At 60.0% G+C, this 17,312-nt stretch carries 14 protein-coding genes; 9 read left to right on the top strand and 5 right to left on the bottom strand.

All coding sequences use genetic code 11. The features are described 5' to 3' along the window. Positions 1 to 3: 3 nt before the first annotated feature. The 3 genes from O9X91_RS05860 to O9X91_RS05850 are packed head-to-tail and all read right to left on the bottom strand — an operon-like array spanning position 4 to position 3,201. Positions 4 to 825 (bottom strand): transglutaminase family protein, encoded by an 822-nt coding sequence (locus tag O9X91_RS05860; RefSeq protein ID WP_077981492.1) that lies wholly within the window; start codon positions 823 to 825, stop codon positions 4 to 6. Positions 826 to 846: 21 nt separating this feature from the next. Continuing rightward, the gene (locus O9X91_RS05855; protein ID WP_077981493.1) at positions 847 to 1,788 is read right to left on the bottom strand and encodes an alpha-E domain-containing protein; all 942 of its coding nucleotides are present in this window, start codon (positions 1,786 to 1,788) and stop codon (positions 847 to 849) included. A gap of 3 nt (positions 1,789 to 1,791) precedes the next feature. Beyond that, positions 1,792 to 3,201, bottom strand: coding sequence for a circularly permuted type 2 ATP-grasp protein (locus tag O9X91_RS05850; protein WP_162520313.1), 1,410 nt, complete (start codon positions 3,199 to 3,201; stop codon positions 1,792 to 1,794). A gap of 444 nt (positions 3,202 to 3,645) precedes the next feature. Between O9X91_RS05850 and O9X91_RS05845 the strand changes: the two genes are divergently transcribed. From O9X91_RS05845 to O9X91_RS05830, 4 genes are all read left to right on the top strand, one after another. After that, on the top strand, positions 3,646 to 4,542 hold the full coding sequence (locus O9X91_RS05845) for a DMT family transporter (protein ID WP_269833978.1): 897 nt from the start codon (positions 3,646 to 3,648) through the stop codon (positions 4,540 to 4,542). Positions 4,543 to 4,620: 78 nt separating this feature from the next. Further along, positions 4,621 to 5,238 carry a L,D-transpeptidase gene (locus tag O9X91_RS05840; protein WP_077981495.1) on the top strand — a complete coding sequence of 206 codons (618 nt, stop codon included), beginning with the start codon at positions 4,621 to 4,623 and terminating at the stop codon, positions 5,236 to 5,238. A 241-nt stretch (positions 5,239 to 5,479) separates the two neighbouring features. Then, the gene (locus O9X91_RS05835) at positions 5,480 to 5,869 is read left to right on the top strand and encodes a DoxX family protein (RefSeq protein WP_165691093.1); all 390 of its coding nucleotides are present in this window, start codon (positions 5,480 to 5,482) and stop codon (positions 5,867 to 5,869) included. Positions 5,870 to 6,030: 161 nt separating this feature from the next. Continuing rightward, positions 6,031 to 6,939, top strand: coding sequence for a DMT family transporter (locus O9X91_RS05830; RefSeq protein WP_269833979.1), 909 nt, complete (start codon positions 6,031 to 6,033; stop codon positions 6,937 to 6,939). A gap of 253 nt (positions 6,940 to 7,192) precedes the next feature. Here O9X91_RS05830 and O9X91_RS05825 read toward each other — a convergent pair whose 3' ends face one another. Next, complete coding sequence (locus O9X91_RS05825) at positions 7,193 to 8,665, bottom strand: DEAD/DEAH box helicase (RefSeq protein WP_080789972.1); 1,473 nt, start codon at positions 8,663 to 8,665, stop codon at positions 7,193 to 7,195. A gap of 501 nt (positions 8,666 to 9,166) precedes the next feature. Here O9X91_RS05825 and O9X91_RS05820 point away from each other — a divergent pair. Continuing rightward, entirely contained in the window at positions 9,167 to 12,841 is a 3,675-nt protein-coding gene (locus tag O9X91_RS05820) for a PAS domain-containing hybrid sensor histidine kinase/response regulator (RefSeq protein WP_269833980.1), read from the top strand. A gap of 30 nt (positions 12,842 to 12,871) precedes the next feature. On the opposite strand, the gene mnmC2 is transcribed toward O9X91_RS05820, so the two are convergent. Beyond that, on the bottom strand, positions 12,872 to 13,627 hold the full coding sequence (gene mnmC2, locus O9X91_RS05815) for a tRNA (5-methylaminomethyl-2-thiouridine)(34)-methyltransferase MnmC2 (RefSeq protein ID WP_269833981.1): 756 nt from the start codon (positions 13,625 to 13,627) through the stop codon (positions 12,872 to 12,874). On the opposite strand from mnmC2, the gene O9X91_RS05810 reads away from it, so the two are divergent. From O9X91_RS05810 to uraD, 4 genes are all read left to right on the top strand, one after another. Next, positions 13,626 to 14,834, top strand: coding sequence for an NAD(P)/FAD-dependent oxidoreductase (locus O9X91_RS05810; protein ID WP_142911783.1), 1,209 nt, complete (start codon positions 13,626 to 13,628; stop codon positions 14,832 to 14,834). The two genes, mnmC2 and O9X91_RS05810, sit on opposite strands and share 2 nt — an antisense overlap. A 96-nt stretch (positions 14,835 to 14,930) precedes the next feature. After that, the gene (locus O9X91_RS05805) at positions 14,931 to 15,638 is read left to right on the top strand and encodes a DUF1045 domain-containing protein (protein WP_142911782.1); all 708 of its coding nucleotides are present in this window, start codon (positions 14,931 to 14,933) and stop codon (positions 15,636 to 15,638) included. Positions 15,639 to 15,842: 204 nt separating this feature from the next. Then, positions 15,843 to 16,766 carry an allantoinase PuuE gene (gene puuE, locus O9X91_RS05800; RefSeq protein WP_077981503.1) on the top strand — a complete coding sequence of 308 codons (924 nt, stop codon included), beginning with the start codon at positions 15,843 to 15,845 and terminating at the stop codon, positions 16,764 to 16,766. Continuing rightward, on the top strand, positions 16,766 to 17,263 hold the full coding sequence (uraD, locus tag O9X91_RS05795; protein ID WP_137410812.1) for a 2-oxo-4-hydroxy-4-carboxy-5-ureidoimidazoline decarboxylase: 498 nt from the start codon (positions 16,766 to 16,768) through the stop codon (positions 17,261 to 17,263). Before puuE ends, uraD begins: the two co-directional genes overlap by 1 nt. Positions 17,264 to 17,312: the final 49 nt, after the last annotated feature.

The following is a 17,312-nucleotide window of genomic DNA, read 5'->3' as shown; positions in this document are numbered from 1 at the left end:
GTCTCAGCTTTGCGACTGGCTCTGGCCCTGCGATTGCTGCACGGTGACCGACACATTCAGGGTCTCACCGGCAGGGCCGACGCGCATACCGGATATAGGCGCGCAATCGCGGTAGCAGAGGCCGGATGCGATGCGGACGTAACGGTCATCGGGGCAGATATTGTTGGCAGCGTCGAAGCCCACCCAGCCCAGCCCCTGAAGATGAACCTCGGCCCAGGCGTGGGTGGCGGTCTGTTCCTCCACCTCTTCCATCATCAGATAACCGGAAACATAACGCGCGGGCAGGCCCATCAGCCGGGCTGCGGAAATCAGGATATGGGCATGGTCCTGGCAGACGCCCTTGCCCGCTTCCAGCGCCGCTTCCGCCGTGGTTTCGATATCGGTCGCGCCGGGCATATACTCCACCTTGCGGTGAATATTTTCCATGAGGTCGTGCAGGCGGGCCAGCTCGCTGTCGCCGGCGCTCACCTTCACCAGTTCGCGCACCAGCTTTCCCGGTTTGGTAAGCGGCGTCTCGCGCAGGAAAAGCCAGAGCGGTGCGTTGCCGATGTGGTGTCCGAACACGCCCGCCTTGTCCTGTGTGCTCACCGTGCCGCTTGCCACGACCTTCACCCGCTTTTGCGGGCCTTCGGTTTCCACCAGCGCAACGCGGTTGCCGAAATGGTCGTCATAGGCCACTTCGACGGTGGCGCCATCGACCGAGACATCCCAGTTTTCCACCGTCTGGCCCGGGCCGGTCTGCGGCGTCAGGCGCAGCCGCTGCAACGCATAGGGCATCGGCTCGTCATAGACATATTCCGTCGTATGGGTGATTTTCAGACGCATAAGCTGTCCCCGTCCACGCGCTTATTGATAGAAGCGGTAGCCTTCCGTGATTTCCTGTCCCAGTTGGCCGTTGCGGTTGACGAACCTCTCCAGAAATTCGTGCAGGCCCTCGTCCATGACCCGGGCGATGGTGGTCGCGCGCAGGCTGTCGCGAATGCTTTCCGCCGTGTCATGCGCCTTGTGCCTCTCGCTGTAATCCTCGGCTATATGGTTGAGGTTGCTGGCGATCTTTTCATAACAATAGGCCAGCGAGCGCGGCATGCGGCCATTGAGAATGAGGAAGTCGGCAATATTGGCCGGCTTGTATTCCGCATCGTAGACCCAGCCATAGGAACGGTGCGCCGAGACCGAACGCAGGATGGATTCCCACTGCGCATTGTCCAGCGACGACCCCACATGGGCGACCGCCGGCAGCAGCACGTAATATTTGACGTCGAGAATGCGCGCCGTGTTGTCCGCCCGCTCGATGAACGTGCCAATGCGGGAGAAATTGTAAAGATCGTTGCGCAGCATCGAGCCGTGGAAGGCGCCACGCACCAGACCGGCGCGATGTTTGATGACATCGATTGTCTGCGGCAGTTCCGCGTGGTTGAGCTTGCGGCCGAGGATATTCTTCAGCTCGATCCAGAATTCATTGGTGGCTTCCCATGTCTCGCGCGTCAGCGCCGTGCGCACCATGCGGGCGTTGTTGCGGCCCGCCTCTATGCAGGACATGACGCTGGAAGGGTTCGATTTTTCCCGAAGCAGATAATCGATCGCATCCGCCGTCGTCACCTTCTCTTGCTTTTCGAGAAAGGCTTCGCGCACGCCCGCACTTTGCAGCACGCCATCCCAGTCCTCATCGCCGCTGCCGCTGCGCGTCAATGAAACGCGCAGGCCCGCATCGATCAGCCGGGCGATGTTTTCAGCGCGCTCGATGTACCGGAACATCCAGTAGAGCCCGTTTGCCGTTCTGCCCAGCATGGCTTAATCCTCCAGTACCCAGGTATCCTTGGTGCCACCGCCCTGGCTGGAATTGACCACCAGCGAGCCCTTTTTCAGCGCCACGCGGGTCAGGCCGCCTGGAATGATCTGCACCTTGTCCGAGACGAGCACGTAGGGGCGCAGATCGACATGGCGCGGCGCGATGCCGTTTTTCACCATGATCGGCACGGTGGAGAGCGACAGCGTCGGCTGCGCGATGTAATTCGAGGGGCGCGCCCGCAGCTTATCGGCAAACAGTGCGCGTTCGCGTTTCGTCGCCGTGGGGCCGACCAGCATGCCGTAACCGCCCGAACCGTGGACTTCCTTGACAACCAGTTCGGCGAGGTTGTCGAGCACATATTTCAGGCTGTCGGGCTCGGAACAGCGCCAGGTCGGCACATTTTCCAGGAGCGGCTTGCGGCCGGTATAGAACTCGACGATCTCGGGCATGTAGGAATAGATCGCCTTGTCGTCGGAAATGCCGGTGCCGGGGGCATTGGCGATGGTGATGTTGCCGGCGCGGTAGACATCCATGATGCCGGGCACGCCGAGCGCCGAATCCGGCCGGAAGGTCAGCGGATCGAGGAAGTCGTCGTCGACGCGACGATAGAGAACATCGATTGCTTCATAACCGCGGGTGGTGCGCATCTTGACCTTGCCGTCCATGACACGCAGGTCGGATCCTTCCACCAGCTCCACGCCCATCATGTCGGCGAGGAAGGAATGTTCGTAATAGGCGGAATTGTAGATGCCGGGGGTCAGCACCGCGACGCGCGGCTTGCCGGTGCAGCCAGGCGGGGCGAGCGAGGCGAGCGACTGGCGCAGCAGATAGGGGTAATCCTCCACCCGCCGCACGCGGTTTTCATGGAAGAGTTCCGGGAACATCTGCATCATCGTTTCGCGGTTTTCCAGCATATAGCTGACACCGGAAGGCGTGCGGGCATTGTCTTCCAGAACGTAGAACTGGTCTTCGCCGGTGCGGACAATGTCAGTGCCGACAATGTGGGTATAGACACCGCCGGGCGGGGTGAAGCCGATCATTTCCGGCAGGAACGCTTCGTTCTTCTCGATGATTTCGCGGGGAATGCGCCCGGCGCGGATGATTTCCTGTTTGTGATAGATATCGTCGAGGAAAGCATTGAGGGCGAGGACGCGTTGTTCGATGCCCTGGGCCAGTTTGCGCCACTCGCGGCCGGAGATGATGCGCGGGATGATATCGAAGGGGATCAGTTTTTCTGAACTGTCGGCATGGCCATAGACTGCGAAAGTAATACCGGTTTTTCGAAAGATGTTTTCCGCGTCTTTTGATTTCTGGATCAGGTGCGCCCTGTCCTGTCGGCTGTACCACTCGTTATAGTTTTCATATGGGCTTCGCGGCGTGTCGTCCGCATTTATCATTTCGTCAAATGCCAACTTCGATGTCCCCTTTTTTGCCATTTGAATACAACGAGAAATGCAATGCAAGAACTATGCAGGCCTCCCCGAGAAGATTTTTTGTCGCCTTAGAGTTTTAAAAAAGAAGCGTTTTTTGAGTTTCAGCCTATAAATGCGGCATTGGCAAATTGGTTGCGCGGTGGCGAGGGGTGTAATGAGGTGGCCGTGCTGTGTACGCCCTGGGCGAATGCATAAATTTTAGTCGATCGCTTTCGATTGAAGAATGTCGGACGTTGCATCAGAAAATCTGAAAGATGTGATCACCAAAACACCTTTGACCTTTTTTTCGGATGCGGATACCGCCTTGCTGAATACTCAGCTCGATCACGCGCGGGTTTTGCGTCAAGTCGCAGAAGTGTCAATTCGCCGCCTGTCCTACACCGCGTTCGGTTACGGGCATCGTGCGGCACAGGGGATGTTCCCATGTCGCTCGACCGTCTGGCTCCGGCCATCTTCGTCTTTCTCTGGTCGACCGGCTGGGTCACCGCCAAATATGCGGTCTATTATACCGGACCGCTCACCTTTCTCTGTCTGCGCTATCTGCTGGCGGGGACGCTGCTGTGGGCGATCTGCCGCGTTTCCTCCATCCAGTGGCCTCAGCGACGTGCCGATGTCTTCCGGGCGATCCTGTCCGGCGTCTTCCTGCACGGTCTTTATCTCGGCATGATCTGGTGGGCGATCGGGCAGGGCGTGCCGGCGGCGATCGGCGGTATCATCGCCGGTCTGCAGCCGCTGATGACGGCGGTGGCCGCCCGTTTCATGATCGGTGAGAAAATCTCGCCCCTGCAGCGCGCCGGCCTGCTTATCGGCTTTGCCGGCATCGCCATTGCCGTGCTGCCGAAGGTCATGGCCACCGGTGCTGTCGGCCTGTCGGTGCCGCTCTACGCCGTGGCGGTCAATGTGCTGGGCATGACGTCGGTGACCTATGGCACGCTCTACCAGAAGAAATATGTCCATGGCGGAAACATCATGGCGGTAGCCACGCTGCAATATGTCGGTGCGTTGCTGGTCACCGTTCCCTTCGCGCTTCTGCTGGAGGATGGGCATGTGGACTGGAGCCTTGGCCTTGCCGCCACGCTTGCCTGGTCCGTGGGTGCGATCTCCATCGGCGCCGTGGCGTTGCTTCTTTATCTGATCCGGCGCGGGCAGGTCTCGCGGGCCGCCTCGCTGATCTATCTCGTGCCGCCGCTTGCCGCCGTGGAAGCCGCGCTGCTTTTCGGCGAAACGCTGACACCCGCCATGATTGCCGGCACCGTTCTGGCGGTAACGGGGGTTTATCTCGCCAATCGCAGGCCTGCCGCAGCGGTTGCGACGCGTTAATTACTACAACCGCATATTAGGGGTTTGTTAACCATAAAATTATACCTCTCGTTAATCCAAAGATTTGGCGGGGGTTACATGTCTATTTCACGTCGTGGTGTTCTGTTCGGATTGCCGTTGTTTCTGGCTGGCTGCGCGAATACCGGTATTGGTCAGCAGAGGCTGAATTATGCGGCAAAGCCGGAGGAGAAATTCCCGCTTCCCGCCATGCATCTCGACAAGGTCAAGCCGGAGCTTCGTCGGCAGGAAGTCAGCTACGACACCAGACACCCGGCAGGAACGGTTGTCGTGGATACGCCAGCGCGGCGGCTTTATTACGTTATGGGCGATGGCCGCGCCATGCGTTATGGCGTCGGTGTCGGCCGGCAGGGTCTTGCACTGAAGGGCGATGCCTATATCGGCCGCAAGGCGGAATGGCCGTCCTGGACGCCGACTGCGAACATGATGCGCCGTGATCCGCGCAATCTGAAATTCGCCGGCGGTATGGCGGGCGGCCCGAATAATCCGCTCGGCGCACGCGCGCTCTATCTCTATCGCGGCGGCAACGACACCATGTTCCGTCTGCACGGCACCAACCAGCCGCAATCCATCGGCCACGCCATGTCGAGCGGCTGCATTCGCATGCTGAACCACGACATCATCGATCTTTACAGCCGCGTGCCGGTGGGTTCGAAGGTTGTTGTCTTGCAGGCATGAGGAAGAGGCGGATTTTTCCGCCTTTGGCACGCCAGAAAATGCCTGTATCCTTGAGTTGATTTTTTTGGCAAAAGGTCAATTTTGCGCTTGAAAATCAACCATGTGTAGAATGCCTCCCTTTCTGTATTTAAGGGAGTTCTGCTATATCGGAAACGTGATTTCCGGTGTCAGAGACGTGTATCCATAAAGGCGTAAATGCACTGTATCGAGCGCGGCACCACTTCAACGGGGACACATGACCATGGCAACTTTCGACTCTCTCTCCCGCTATCGCCCGCAGGCGCTCGGGGCGCTGCGCATCATGACGGCGCTACTTTTCATTTCGCATGGAACGCAGAAGCTGTTCGGTTTTCCGGCATCGCAGATGGAAGGCTCCCTGCCGACAATGCTGCTCGTGGCGGCGCTTCTGGAATTCGTCGGCGGCGTTCTCGTGCTGATCGGCCTGTTCACGCGTCCGGTCGCCTTTATCCTGTCCGGTCAGATGGCCGTTGCCTATTTCATCGCGCATGGACCGAAGAGCTTCTTCCCGGCCCTGAACGGTGGCGACGCCGCCATTCTGTTCTGCTTCATCTTCCTCTATCTGTTCGTTGCCGGTCCAGGCGCTTTCTCTGTGGATGAGCGCCGCGCCTGATTGGCCGAGATGGTCACTGATCTTTATCGAGGCCCCGCATGGCTGGAGCCATGCGGGGCCTTGTGTCTTGAAGTGGCAGAAACTTCGGCCGTCGCCGAAGCATTGGTGCGTGTTTTCGGGTTAGCAACGGTTCATCCTGAACGACGTTGGAAGATCGATCCGTGACCCCTCAGAACACCATAGCCCGTGAATTGCTGTTTCTCGCCTTGCTGTCCACGCTGTGGGCCGCATCCTATACTTTCATCAAGATCGGGGTGGAGACGATACCGCCGATCACCTTCATCGCGTCGCGTACGATGATAGCCGGTCTGCTGCTTTTTGCGGTGATCCGCCTGCGCGGGCTGCGTCTGCCCACGGATTTGGCGACGTGGCGGCTGTTTTTCATTCAGGCCTGCATCAACAGCGTTCTGCCCTTCACATTAATCGCCTGGGCGGAACAGAGCATCGATGCCGGGCTTGCCGTCATTCTCAATGCAACGACGCCGATCTTCACCTTTCTTCTCACCGCGCTGGTCATCCGGCACGAGGCGGTCAGCGGGCGCAAGCTGTTCGGCACCATTGCCGGCATGACGGGCGTTTGCCTCATCATCGGTATGGAAGCGCTTGATGGAGCGGGCGAGGCGATATGGAGCCAGCTCGCCGTGCTGACGGCGGCGTTTTCCTATGCCTGCGCGGCCATTTTCAGTAAAAATTTCAAAGGGCTCGATCCGATCATGCCGGCCGCCGGCTCACTCATCTGCGGTGCTGTCCTGCTGTTGCCCGTGAGCCTGATCGTTGACCGACCCTGGACATTGTCACCTTCGGCGGCTTCACTGATGGCACTTGTGTGCCTCAGCGTCTTTTCCACCGCGCTCGCCTTCATGATCTATTTCCGGCTGATGCAGACGCTCGGTTCGGTCGGCACCACCTCGCAGGCTTATCTCCGGGTGCCGGTGGGTGTCGCGATTGGCATGGCATTTCTCGGCGAGGTGCCGACCCCGGTCATGTGGGTGGGGCTCGTCTGCGTCATCGCCGGCGTGCTGGCCATGACCTTGCCGTCACGACGCCGGGCGGTTGGGCAGGGCGGTTGAGGCAAAGAAAAGCCCCGCAAAGCCTGGGCTTGCGGGGTGAAATTTAAAAGCGCCTGGGTGCACGACAACCGCATGTAGACCGAGCGGGTGCCGCTTGTTTCTTCTCCCCGAGGGGGAGAAGTCCGCGGCAGCGGGATGAGGGGGCGCCCCTCGCCGGATTTCGGAGAGCTTGCCCCCTCATCCGACCCTTCGGGCCACCTTCTCCCCGGCGGGGAGAAGAAAGGCGCGGCAGCGCCGAGCGCCTCAGGCCGACTTAGCGGTTGCGGCCGCGATTGCCGTTGCCGGAAGCGCGCTTTTCCTGGCCGTTGCCGCCAGCAGGGGCGTGGCGGTTGGCGCCGCTGCCGCCGGGCTTGCGGGCCGGGCGGCGGTGCTTGCGCGGGCCGGCCGGACGGCCTGCATCGCCTTCTGCCTGCTTCACGCGTTTGAAGTCGGAGGTGACTTCCAGATCGTTGTCGGCATCGCGCGGCGCATGGTGGCGGGACGGGCGGGATTCGCCGTTGTGACGGCCGCCTTCACGCGGTCCGCGCTGCTGGCCGCCATTGTTGTTGCGGCCGCCACGGTTGTTGTTGGGGCGCGTCGGGCTGGCAAGCACGGACGGGCGTTCGCCCGAGGCAACCGGAATATCGATCTTCATCAGCTTTTCGATGTCGTGCAGCAGGCGGGTTTCGTCCGGTGCGCAGAAAGCTATGGCGATGCCGTCACGGCCGGCGCGGGCGGTACGGCCGATGCGGTGAACATAGGCGTCAGGCACTTCCGGCAGGTCGTAGTTGAAGACGTGCGTCACAGCCGGAATGTCGATGCCGCGGGCGGCAACGTCGGTTGCAACCAGAACCTTGATATCACCGTCCTTGAAGCCCTTCAGTGCCCGCTCCCGCTGGCCCTGGCTCTTGTTGCCATGGATGGAAGCGACCTTGAAGCCGATATGTTCGAGATGCTTGTAGAGCTTTTCCGCGCCATGCTTGGTGCGCAGGAAAACGATGGCGCGGCCATCCGGGTTTTCGTTCAGCGACTTTTTCAGGAGATCGGTCTTGTCGTTCTTGCCGGCAACGAAATGCACATATTGCTCGACCTTGTCGGCAGCCTTGCCAGGAGGCGTGACTTCGACCTTGACCGGATCGGTCAGGTAGCTGTGCGACAGATCGGCAATCGCCTTCGGCATGGTGGCCGAGAACAAAAGCGTCTGGCGCTTGGCCGGAACCATTCTGGAAATCTTGCGCAGATCGTGGATGAAGCCGAGATCGAGCATCTGGTCCGCTTCATCGAGCACCAGATAGGTAACCTTGGAGAGCGAGATGGCGTTGCGGGCGATGAGGTCCAGCAGACGGCCGGGGGTGGCCACCAGAATGTCCGTGCCCTTTTCGAGCTGGAGCTGCTGCTTGTTGATCGATGCGCCACCGACAACCTGGTTGATGCGCAGCGGCGTCTTCTTCACGAAGGAGCGCAGGTTTTCGCCGATCTGGTTCACCAGCTCGCGGGTGGGGGCGAGGATGAGGGTGCGGCAGGTGCGGTTTGCCGGGCGGTCGGCCTGCTTCATCAGCATTTCGATGATCGGAAGGCCGAAAGCGGCGGTCTTGCCGGTGCCGGTCTGTGCGAGGCCGATCAGGTCGCGGCCTTCAAGCAGCAGCGGAATGGCCTTTGCCTGAATAGGGGTGGGAGCGGTATAGCCAAGCTGGGTAACGCTGGCCACGATCTTTTCGGAGAGGCCGAGTTCGCTAAAACTGGTCAATATAATGCCTTTCGGGGCGCCAAAAACCATTCGTCCGGAGCAGAGCTGCTGTCCGGCGGTTTCGGCGTCAAGAACCCCGCGTGAATTGGGAACTTGTGGGTTGGAATAACTTTCTGCGCATCAGTGCGGCACATGCCGTCTTCTGTATTCTCTGCGCTTTTCCTTCATGCGGGCCGGATACCTTAAGGGTGTTTTCCGGTCATACGCTGCAGCTCACGCGGCTGCCGAAGGTGAAAGCTTGACGGGGATGTGGGCGTTTTGCGCATCAAAGTCAAGCGATAGTTTTGTAACATGGCCGCAGGCGGGCGCATGGCAGCCATGCGCATCGGTGGCCGGCGATTGCCGCAACGACGCGGGTGCAGCCGAAGAATTATGGTTAAAAAAGGGTAACGACACCCTCGAATACATAGCAAAGATCGATTTTCTCACATAACGTTTTCTGAGATGGCGTCCGGAAATATTTGATTCGACAGGGATGGACTGCAAGGTGTGGAGTATCGATTGACCGAAGGCTGCGGGTTGCTGGAAAAGGCTTGCAAGGCAGTTGCCGCCCTCGACCTGCCCGCGTGCATCAAGGACAGCGAGCTGCGCTATGTCGTGGTCAATGCCGCCTATGCCCGGGTCATGGGGCAAGAGCCTTCAGTATTTGAAGGTCATACCACTCTTTCCCTCTCCGCCGACATTCGCGATGCAGAGCGGGAGGATCGTGAGCGTCGTTCGCTGGTCTTTGCGACTGACGAGACGATAGCCTGTCATGTCCCGACCAGTGTGGAATCGTCCCTGCTTCGCTGCGAACGCTTCGTCGGTGAAGACGGCAATCTTTTCCTGTTCGAAATGTTCGAGGAGACGCCGTCGGCTGTTTCGCGCAAATGCACGGCCGTGGGCGGTGCGTCGGATATTTTTTTCAGCAGCGGCGTCATGGATTTCATCGATGCCGGCATCGTCGTTTATGACCGGGATAATCGGCTGGTCTATTGTAACGCGCGCTTCGCAGAGTTTTACGGTGATCTCGACATCGAGCTGAAACCCGGCATCCGGCTCGAAGCATTGATGAAAACGCTCTATTTTTCGAGCGGATATCGTTTTCTGGAGGGTGACGCGCCGTCTTTCGAAGACTGGATGCAGAAGCAGCTGCGTGATTTTTCCCTCCCCTATCTCGAAAGGGTCGAACAGTTTGCCGACGGCCGCTGGGTGCGCATGATCAACAAGCGGCTGGAAAACGGCATGCTTGTCGGGCTCAGGGTAGATGTGACCGAGTTCAAGGCGCATGAGACTCTTCTGAGCACACAAATCCGCGAGACATGGCTGCTGCGCGCTGCGCTTGAACAATTGCCGGTCGGCGTGTTCCTGAGGGATCAGGACAGGCGGCTGACCTACGCCAATGCCGCCTACGATACATTCCTGGGCGGTAATCTCGCCGACTATATGGGCAAGACCGAATCCGAAATGTTCCCGCAGAACGGCTCCCAGTTCCAGCAGGAAAACGAACGGATTTTGCAGACCGGAGAGGCGCTCGAACGCACGGGAAACATGCCTCAGCGCAACGGACAGGCCATTCCCGTCATCACCCGGCTCGGCCGGGTTGCGACGCCGGATGACGAATATTATCTGGTGGGTTCCGTTACCGATGTCAGCCTTTTGCAGGAGCGGGAAAAGGCGCTGATCGCCGCCCAGGCCGAAGCCGAGAAGCTGCACCGCCAGCTTGAAGCGGTTCTTCATGCCCTGCCGGTGGGCGTGCTGCTGCTCGACGCCGATCTCGTCATCGAATATGTCAATCCGTTCTTTTATGAGGTCTGGGGAGAGATCGGCGGCGAAAAGTCGCTTGTCGGCAAAACTTATCGCGAATTCATGGAGATGAATTTCGACAGCGGCCTTTATGACTATGGCGACAGGCCTTTCGATGAGGTCTATGGCGAGCGGGTGCAGCGGCTTTTAAAGGAGGAGGTCTTTGCGCCCCGTGAGGTGCGAAGCAAAAGCGGCAAGGTCACGGTCATTTCGAAAACCCGGCTCGAAGGCGGGAAAATCCTCAGCACCTATGCCGATGTCACCGATGTGCGCATGCGCGATGTCGAGATCAGCAAGGCGAAGGCCGAACTGGAGCGGGTCGGCGAATATATGCAGGGAGCCACGCGCGCCATGGCGCAGGGGCTGGTGCTGGTCGAGCAGGGCACGATCATCATGTCCAACGAGGCGATGGCGCGCATGTTCGACGTGCCGCCGCATCTCCTGGAAAAGGGCTGCAACTGGTCGGGTTTCTTCGCCCATTGCGCCGGCCGCGGCGATTTCGGCACGGCCGAGGAGGCTGCGGAGACGCTGCGCGCCTGGAGGGAGAATATTGCCGCCAACCGGCCGTTTTCGTGGCTCATCCATGTCGCTGGCAAAAGCTGGCTCAATCTGGAAGCCACCAACAGTTCCGGCAATTACTGGCTCATCATCGTCACCGATGTGACCGAGATGAAGCTGCGTGAAGAGGAATTGCAGCGGCTTCTGTCACGCGCGGAAGCGGCGGATCGGGCCAAATCGGAATTCCTGGCCAATATGAGCCACGAAATCCGCACGCCCATGAATGGCGTTCTCGGCATGGCGGAGCTTCTGGCCAAATCCAATCTCGATACGCGGCAGAAGACCTTTACCGATATCATCGTCAAATCCGGCAATGCGCTTCTGACGATCATCAACGACATTCTCGATTTTTCGAAGATCGAGGCCGGGCAGATGAGGCTGCGCAGCGTGCCCTTCGATCCGGCGGAGGCGGTCGAGGATGTGGTGTCGCTCCTGTCCTCGGCGGCGCTTGAAAAGGACATTGAGTTGATCGTCCGGATTGATGCTTCTGTCTTCGGCAAGGTTATCGGCGATGCCGGCCGCTTTCGGCAGATCGTCACCAATATCGTTGGAAACGCCGTCAAGTTTACGGAAACGGGGCATGTGCTGGTCGAGCTTTCGGCGCGGTCGGCGGAAACGTCCGAGGCCATTCTGTCATTGCGCGTCGAAGACAGCGGGATCGGCATTCCGGCCGACAAGCTTGAAACCATCTTCGACAAGTTCAGCCAGGTCGATGGTTCCGCCACGCGCCGGCACGAGGGAACCGGGCTGGGGCTGGCGATTACGGTCGGGCTCGTCGGTTTGTTCGATGGCGCGATCAATGTCGTCAGCGACGTTGGAAAGGGATCGACTTTCGAGGTCAATATTCCGTTTCAGGTGACCGAGAGACAGCGCGATCTCCCGTTTCTTTCCGTGGCGATCGACGATATTCGCGTGCTCGTCATTGACGATAACGACGTCAACCGCCGTATTTTGACGGAGCAGTTGAGAAGCTGGGGCATAGACGGCCACGCGGTGGGTGACGGACCTACTGGCATTGCGGTGCTGGAGGAGGCGGTGGCGCTTGGATTTGCCATCGACGCCGTCATTCTCGACTATCACATGCCCGTCATGAACGGGCTGGATGTGGTGGAGCGGATCCGGGCGGATGCGCGTTTTGACGATATCGCCATTGTTTTCCTGACCTCCATGGATGTCGTCGGTGACGAGACGCTGTTCACCGATCTCAACGTGCAGGCGCATCTGATGAAGCCGGCACGGGCGCGGCTGCTCCGTTCCACCCTGTTCGATGTAGTGCGGGATGTGCGGCTGAAACGCGCTCGCCAGGCTCCGGCGCTACTTGAGGCAGGCCGCGATGCGCGCGCCGTCCGGCCGGAAAACGGCCCCGTGGTGAGGAAACAGCGGGCTGACACAGCCACGGCAGTGCCTTTACGGCATCGGTCCAATCTGGTCGATGTGCTGGTGGCGGAAGACAATGACGTCAACCAGATAGTCTTCAGCCAGATACTGCAGCAGGCGGGTCTGCGCTTTCTGATTGTCGGCAATGGCAAGAAAGCCGTGCAGGCGTGGCAGGAGAATAATCCCGCCCTTATCCTGATGGATGTCTCGATGCCGGTCATGAACGGGCATCAGGCGACGCAGGCCATACGCGCCGCGGAACGGACCGCTGCCGACGGCCGACATGTGCCGATCATCGGCGTAACCGCCCATACGCAGGAGGCGGACCGTGAACTATGCCTGGAGGCGGGTATGGATGACTATCTGTCGAAGCCCATTAGCCCCGAAACGCTGGAAGACAAGATCGCGCAATGGCTGGGCGAAAACATGCCGCGCCGCGATGCGCCGCGCGTCTGACTTTTCGACCAGAACAGTGCTGTGCTGGCGTCAGCCGAATGGTTTTATGCCGCAGAGCATCTCCCGCTTTCCGGCAAATCCTTTCCGACGCTCCAGCTCAAAACCGGTGGCGATGAGGTTGCGGCGAACGAAGCCGGCGGCGGCATAGGTGGCGAATGTGCCGCCGGGCGCCGTCTTTGCGAAAAGCGCCTGCATGATCTCCAGCGACCACATGTCCGGATTGCGCGCGGGTGCGAAGCCATCGAGAAACCAGGCGTCGAAACTTTCCTCGCTTGCGGAAATGCCGGTGAGCGCTTCGCCGCAAACCACTGTTAGGCGCGTTTCGTCATCGAGCTGGATTTCGACCCGTCCTTTCGGCTCGGCGGGCCAGAGGGCGGTGAGCGCCTTGCGTTCGGCATCCACTTCCGGCCAGCGGGAAAGCGCCCGGTCGATTTCCTCCGCCTTCATCGGGTAGAGTTCGAAGGAGATGAAATGCAGCGTGGAGCGGCCGTTGCGCATCTCTTTCCATTGGCGCCATGTCTCGCAGAGGTTAAGCCCGGTGCCGAAGCCCAGTTCGCCAATGCGGAAGACGCCCTCGCGTTCGAGCCAGCGCTCCGGCAGGCCGTTTCCGGAGAGGAAGACATGGCCGCATTCCAGCCGGCCATCCGTCTGGCAATAAAAATGGTCGTCAAAGGCCAGTGAATAGGGCATATCCCCTTCACGCCAGTCGAGCGCGGTTGAGGCTTCCCCGACCGATGAACCGGCCGCTGCGCCGGTCTCTGTGATATTTTCGTTGGAATTTTTCATGGCTAAAGCCGATAATCCTGCTTTCGAAAAGGGTCAATCTCCAAGATTGCCGGCTTCCGTGCCGCTCCTCGTCGTCGGCGGCGGCATCATGGGGCTGTGGGCCGCCGTCAAGGCGGAACGGCTCGGCATCGAGACATTGCTGGTGGAGGCGGATCGCACCGGCGGCGGCGCCAGCGGCGGGCTGCTGGGCGCACTGATGCCGCATATGCCGGACCGCTGGTCGGACAAGAAGCAGTTCCAGTTCGACGCTCTCGTTGCCCTGGAAAAAGAGATTGCCGGGCTGGAGGCGGAGACCGGGCTTTCCGCCGGCTACCGTCGCTCAGGCCGGATCATTCCGCTGCCGAAGCCGCATCTGCGCGCCATTGCCGAGCGACACGAACGGGATGCGCTGGAGAACTGGGTTTCGGGTGAGCGCCGGTTCCATTGGCATGTCGGCGACAGCCCTTCGGTCGCGGGCTGGGTGGATGATGCGGCGGGTGAGGCGGGTTTCGTGTTCGATACGCTGGCGGCGCGGGTTTCGCCGCGTGCGCTGATCGCCCTTCTTTCGGCTTTTCTCGGCAAGGCGCGGCATGTGCGGCTGGCGGAAGGTCGTGGCGTTCTTTTGCTCGATGCGGATGCCGGGCGGGCGGTGCTGTCGTCGGGCGAGGAGGTTTCTTTCGGCCATGTCATCGTCGCCAACGGCCATGGTTCTTTTCCCCTTATCCGCGACGCCCTCGGTGTGGATGCCGGTGTGACGCTCGGGCAGGCGGTGAAGGGGCAGGCGGCGCTTCTCGATGCGGCGGCCGACGCGGCGATGCCGGTGGTGTTTCTGAACGGTCTTTATATCGTGCCGCATGAAGACGGCACTGTTGCGATCGGCAGTACCAGCGAAGATTGTTTTTCCGATCCCTTAAGTACCGATGAAAAACTTGAAAAACTGCTTGCGGATGCGTCTGCCGTTGTTCCCTCGCTTGTCCGCGCGCCGGTGCTGGAACGCTGGGCGGGGCTGCGCCCGAAAGCGGTGGGGAGGGACCCGATGGTGGGCGCGATCCCCGGCCATCCGAGGCTCGTTGCGCTGACCGGCGGCTTCAAGGTCAGCTTCGGGCTGGCGCATTTTCTTGCCGATGCGGCGTTGCAAACCGTGTGCGGTCACACGCCTGTCATCCCCTCGGGCTTTCACCTTCAACAACACGTGAGTATTGCCGTCGCGGCCTTTAGAAAGTTCTGACAAGGCCGCCCACGTCGTTAATCTGTCACGCAAATCACTTATTTGCTGGCCTGCAAAGAGGCCGGTTTGTCCGCATTTGCGGCGAGGTGACAGTGCATGCGATACGCCATTCATTTCACGCCTTCCCCCAATGACCCCCTGACGCAGGCGGCGGCCGCGTGGTTGGGGCGCGATGTCTATTCAGGTCAGGCTGTGGAACCTCCCGGCACGATCGACCTCGGCATGCAGGAGATTTCCTACCATACGGCCCTGCCGCGCAGGTATGGTTTCCATGGCACGATCAAGGCTCCCTTCCGCCTTGCCGAAGGCCATTCCGAGGCCGCGCTTTTGCGCGACCTGATGTATTTTTCCGGCAAGCATGAGCCCTTCATGTTGCCGCAACTTGTGGTGGCGAGACAGGAGAATATCTTCAGTCTCGTTCCCGAGCGTCCCTGTGAAGTGCTGCATTTTTTCGCCGCCCGCGTGGTGCAGGAATTCGACCGTTATCGGGCGCCGCTCTCCGACGCGGAAATCGAGCGGGCGGATCCCGACCGGCTGTCGGCCTCGCAGCTCACCAATCTGCATCGCTGGGGTAGTCCGCATGTGATGGATGAGTTCCGTTTCCAGATGTCGCTGACCGGCGGTGTGGAAGCGTCCAGCAGCCAGAGGATAGAGCGGGCCGTGCGCAAGGTTTTCGAGCCGCTGCTGACCCGGTCCCTGCAGTTTTCCAGCCTTGCGCTTTTCATTGAGGATGAGCCGGGCGCGCCTTTCCGGGTGCACTCGCTTCACCCCATGGGCCGTGTTTCCGCCCGAAAGATCGCCTGAAGAGCGCAACGGCACAATCGTATACAAAAAAGCATCGGAATGTCAGCAAAATTGATCTCGACATTCCGGAAGCGGATGCTACCGTTCGGATATCGCATATCTGAAGCGTGTGTTGTGCCCGTTGCGGGTCATCGCGCTTCGGAGGTCTGTTTTATGTCTCCCGAAATCGGTTTCCGCCTTGGGAGAGATGGTCTGGGTGGCTGAATGATTTCCGAAAATTACTCCCGTAATCTGGTGGGCTATGGCCGCAATGTTCCCGATCCGAAATGGCCGGGCGGCGCGCGCATCGCCGTGCAATTCGTCATCAATTACGAGGAGGGCGGCGAGAGCTGCATTCTCGACAATGACAAGGCGTCGGAATCGCTGCTTTCGGAAATCGTCGGCGCGCAGCCGTGGCCGGGCCAGCGCAACCTGAACATGGAATCGATCTACGAATATGGCTCGCGCGCCGGTTTCTGGCGGCTGTGGCGCATGTTCACCGGGCTTGGCGTCACCACCACCGTTTACGGCGTGACCGCCGCCATGGCCCGTAACCCCGAGGCCGTAGCGGCGATGAAGGAAGCGGGTTGGGAAATCGCCAGCCATGGTTATCGCTGGCTGGAATATAAGGATTTTTCCGAAGAGGAAGAGCGCAAGCACATCGTTGAGGCCGTGCGTCTGCACACGGAGGTTACCGGCGAGCGCCCTTACGGCATGTATCAGGGTAAGCCTTCCGACAATACGCTGCGCCTCGTCATGGAAGAGGGCGGTTTCCTTTATTCGTCGGATTCCTATGCCGACGATCTGCCCTATTGGGTGAAAGGTCCGAAGGAAGAGCCTTTCCTCATCATTCCCTATACGCTTGAAACCAACGATATGCGGTTCGCCACGCCGCAGGGCTTCAATTCCGGCGACCAGTTCTTCACCTATCTGAAGGATGCATTCGACGTGCTTTATCAGGAAGGTGTCGAGGGCGCGCCGAAGATGATGAGCGTCGGCCTGCATTGCCGTCTTGTCGGCCGTCCCGGGCGCGCGGCGGCACTTCGCCGTTTCATCGAATATGTGCTCGGTCATGAGAAAGTGTGGATCCCGCAGCGCATCGAGATCGCCCGTCACTGGCATGAACATCACAGGCCGGAGGTGTTTTGATGGTGACGCGCGAGGACTTTGTCACCCGATTCGGGGGCGTGTTCGAACATTCGCCCTTCATAGCCGAACGGGCCTATGACGCCGGCGGAGCGGGTTTGGAGCTAACGGCCAAGGCTGTTCACGCCGTGCTCAGCGCTCAGTTTCGCGCGGCTTCGGAGGCGGAGAGGCTCGGCGTATTGCGGGCGCATCCCGATCTGGCCGGCAAGCTGGCGATTGCGGGCGAGTTGACGGCCGACAGCCGCAACGAACAGGCCGGCGCCGGGCTGGATCGGCTTACCCCCGAAGAGCACGCCCGCTTTACCACGTTGAACGGCGCCTATACCAAAAAATTCGGCTTTCCCTTCATCATCGCGGTCAAGGGGCTGAACAGGCACGATATTCTTTCCGCCTTCGAGACGCGCATCGGCAACGGCGCGGCCGAAGAATTTGAGACGGCGATGGCGCAGGTGGAGAAGATCGCCTGGCTGCGCCTTTCCTCGATGCTGCCGGAAGGCTGAATTGGCGAGCGGTGGCCGTTCTGCTAGAATCGTGCCGTCTGGAGATGAA

It is taken from the genome of Agrobacterium salinitolerans, assembly GCF_027498475.1.
In the GTDB taxonomy this organism is placed as follows: Bacteria; Pseudomonadota; Alphaproteobacteria; order Rhizobiales; family Rhizobiaceae; genus Agrobacterium; species Agrobacterium salinitolerans.
The sequence above is the reverse complement of the archived record's forward strand: the minus strand, read 5'-3'. Positions and strand labels throughout refer to the sequence as shown.

What these genes read in the sequence shown, in the direction of transcription:
- O9X91_RS05860 (WP_077981492.1), bottom strand. Translation starts at nt 825, where the DNA reads ATGCGTCTGAAAATCACCCATACGACGGAATATGTCTATGACGAGCCG.
- uraD (WP_137410812.1), top strand. Translation starts at nt 16,766, where the DNA reads ATGGTGACGCGCGAGGACTTTGTCACCCGATTCGGGGGCGTGTTCGAA.
- O9X91_RS05805 (WP_142911782.1), top strand. Translation starts at nt 14,931, where the DNA reads ATGCGATACGCCATTCATTTCACGCCTTCCCCCAATGACCCCCTGACG.
- O9X91_RS05845 (WP_269833978.1), top strand. Translation starts at nt 3,646, where the DNA reads ATGTCGCTCGACCGTCTGGCTCCGGCCATCTTCGTCTTTCTCTGGTCG.
- O9X91_RS05855 (WP_077981493.1), bottom strand. Translation starts at nt 1,788, where the DNA reads ATGCTGGGCAGAACGGCAAACGGGCTCTACTGGATGTTCCGGTACATC.
- O9X91_RS05835 (WP_165691093.1), top strand. Translation starts at nt 5,480, where the DNA reads ATGGCAACTTTCGACTCTCTCTCCCGCTATCGCCCGCAGGCGCTCGGG.
- puuE (WP_077981503.1), top strand. Translation starts at nt 15,843, where the DNA reads ATGATTTCCGAAAATTACTCCCGTAATCTGGTGGGCTATGGCCGCAAT.
- mnmC2 (WP_269833981.1), bottom strand. Translation starts at nt 13,627, where the DNA reads ATGAAAAATTCCAACGAAAATATCACAGAGACCGGCGCAGCGGCCGGT.
- O9X91_RS05810 (WP_142911783.1), top strand. Translation starts at nt 13,626, where the DNA reads ATGGCTAAAGCCGATAATCCTGCTTTCGAAAAGGGTCAATCTCCAAGA.
- O9X91_RS05840 (WP_077981495.1), top strand. Translation starts at nt 4,621, where the DNA reads ATGTCTATTTCACGTCGTGGTGTTCTGTTCGGATTGCCGTTGTTTCTG.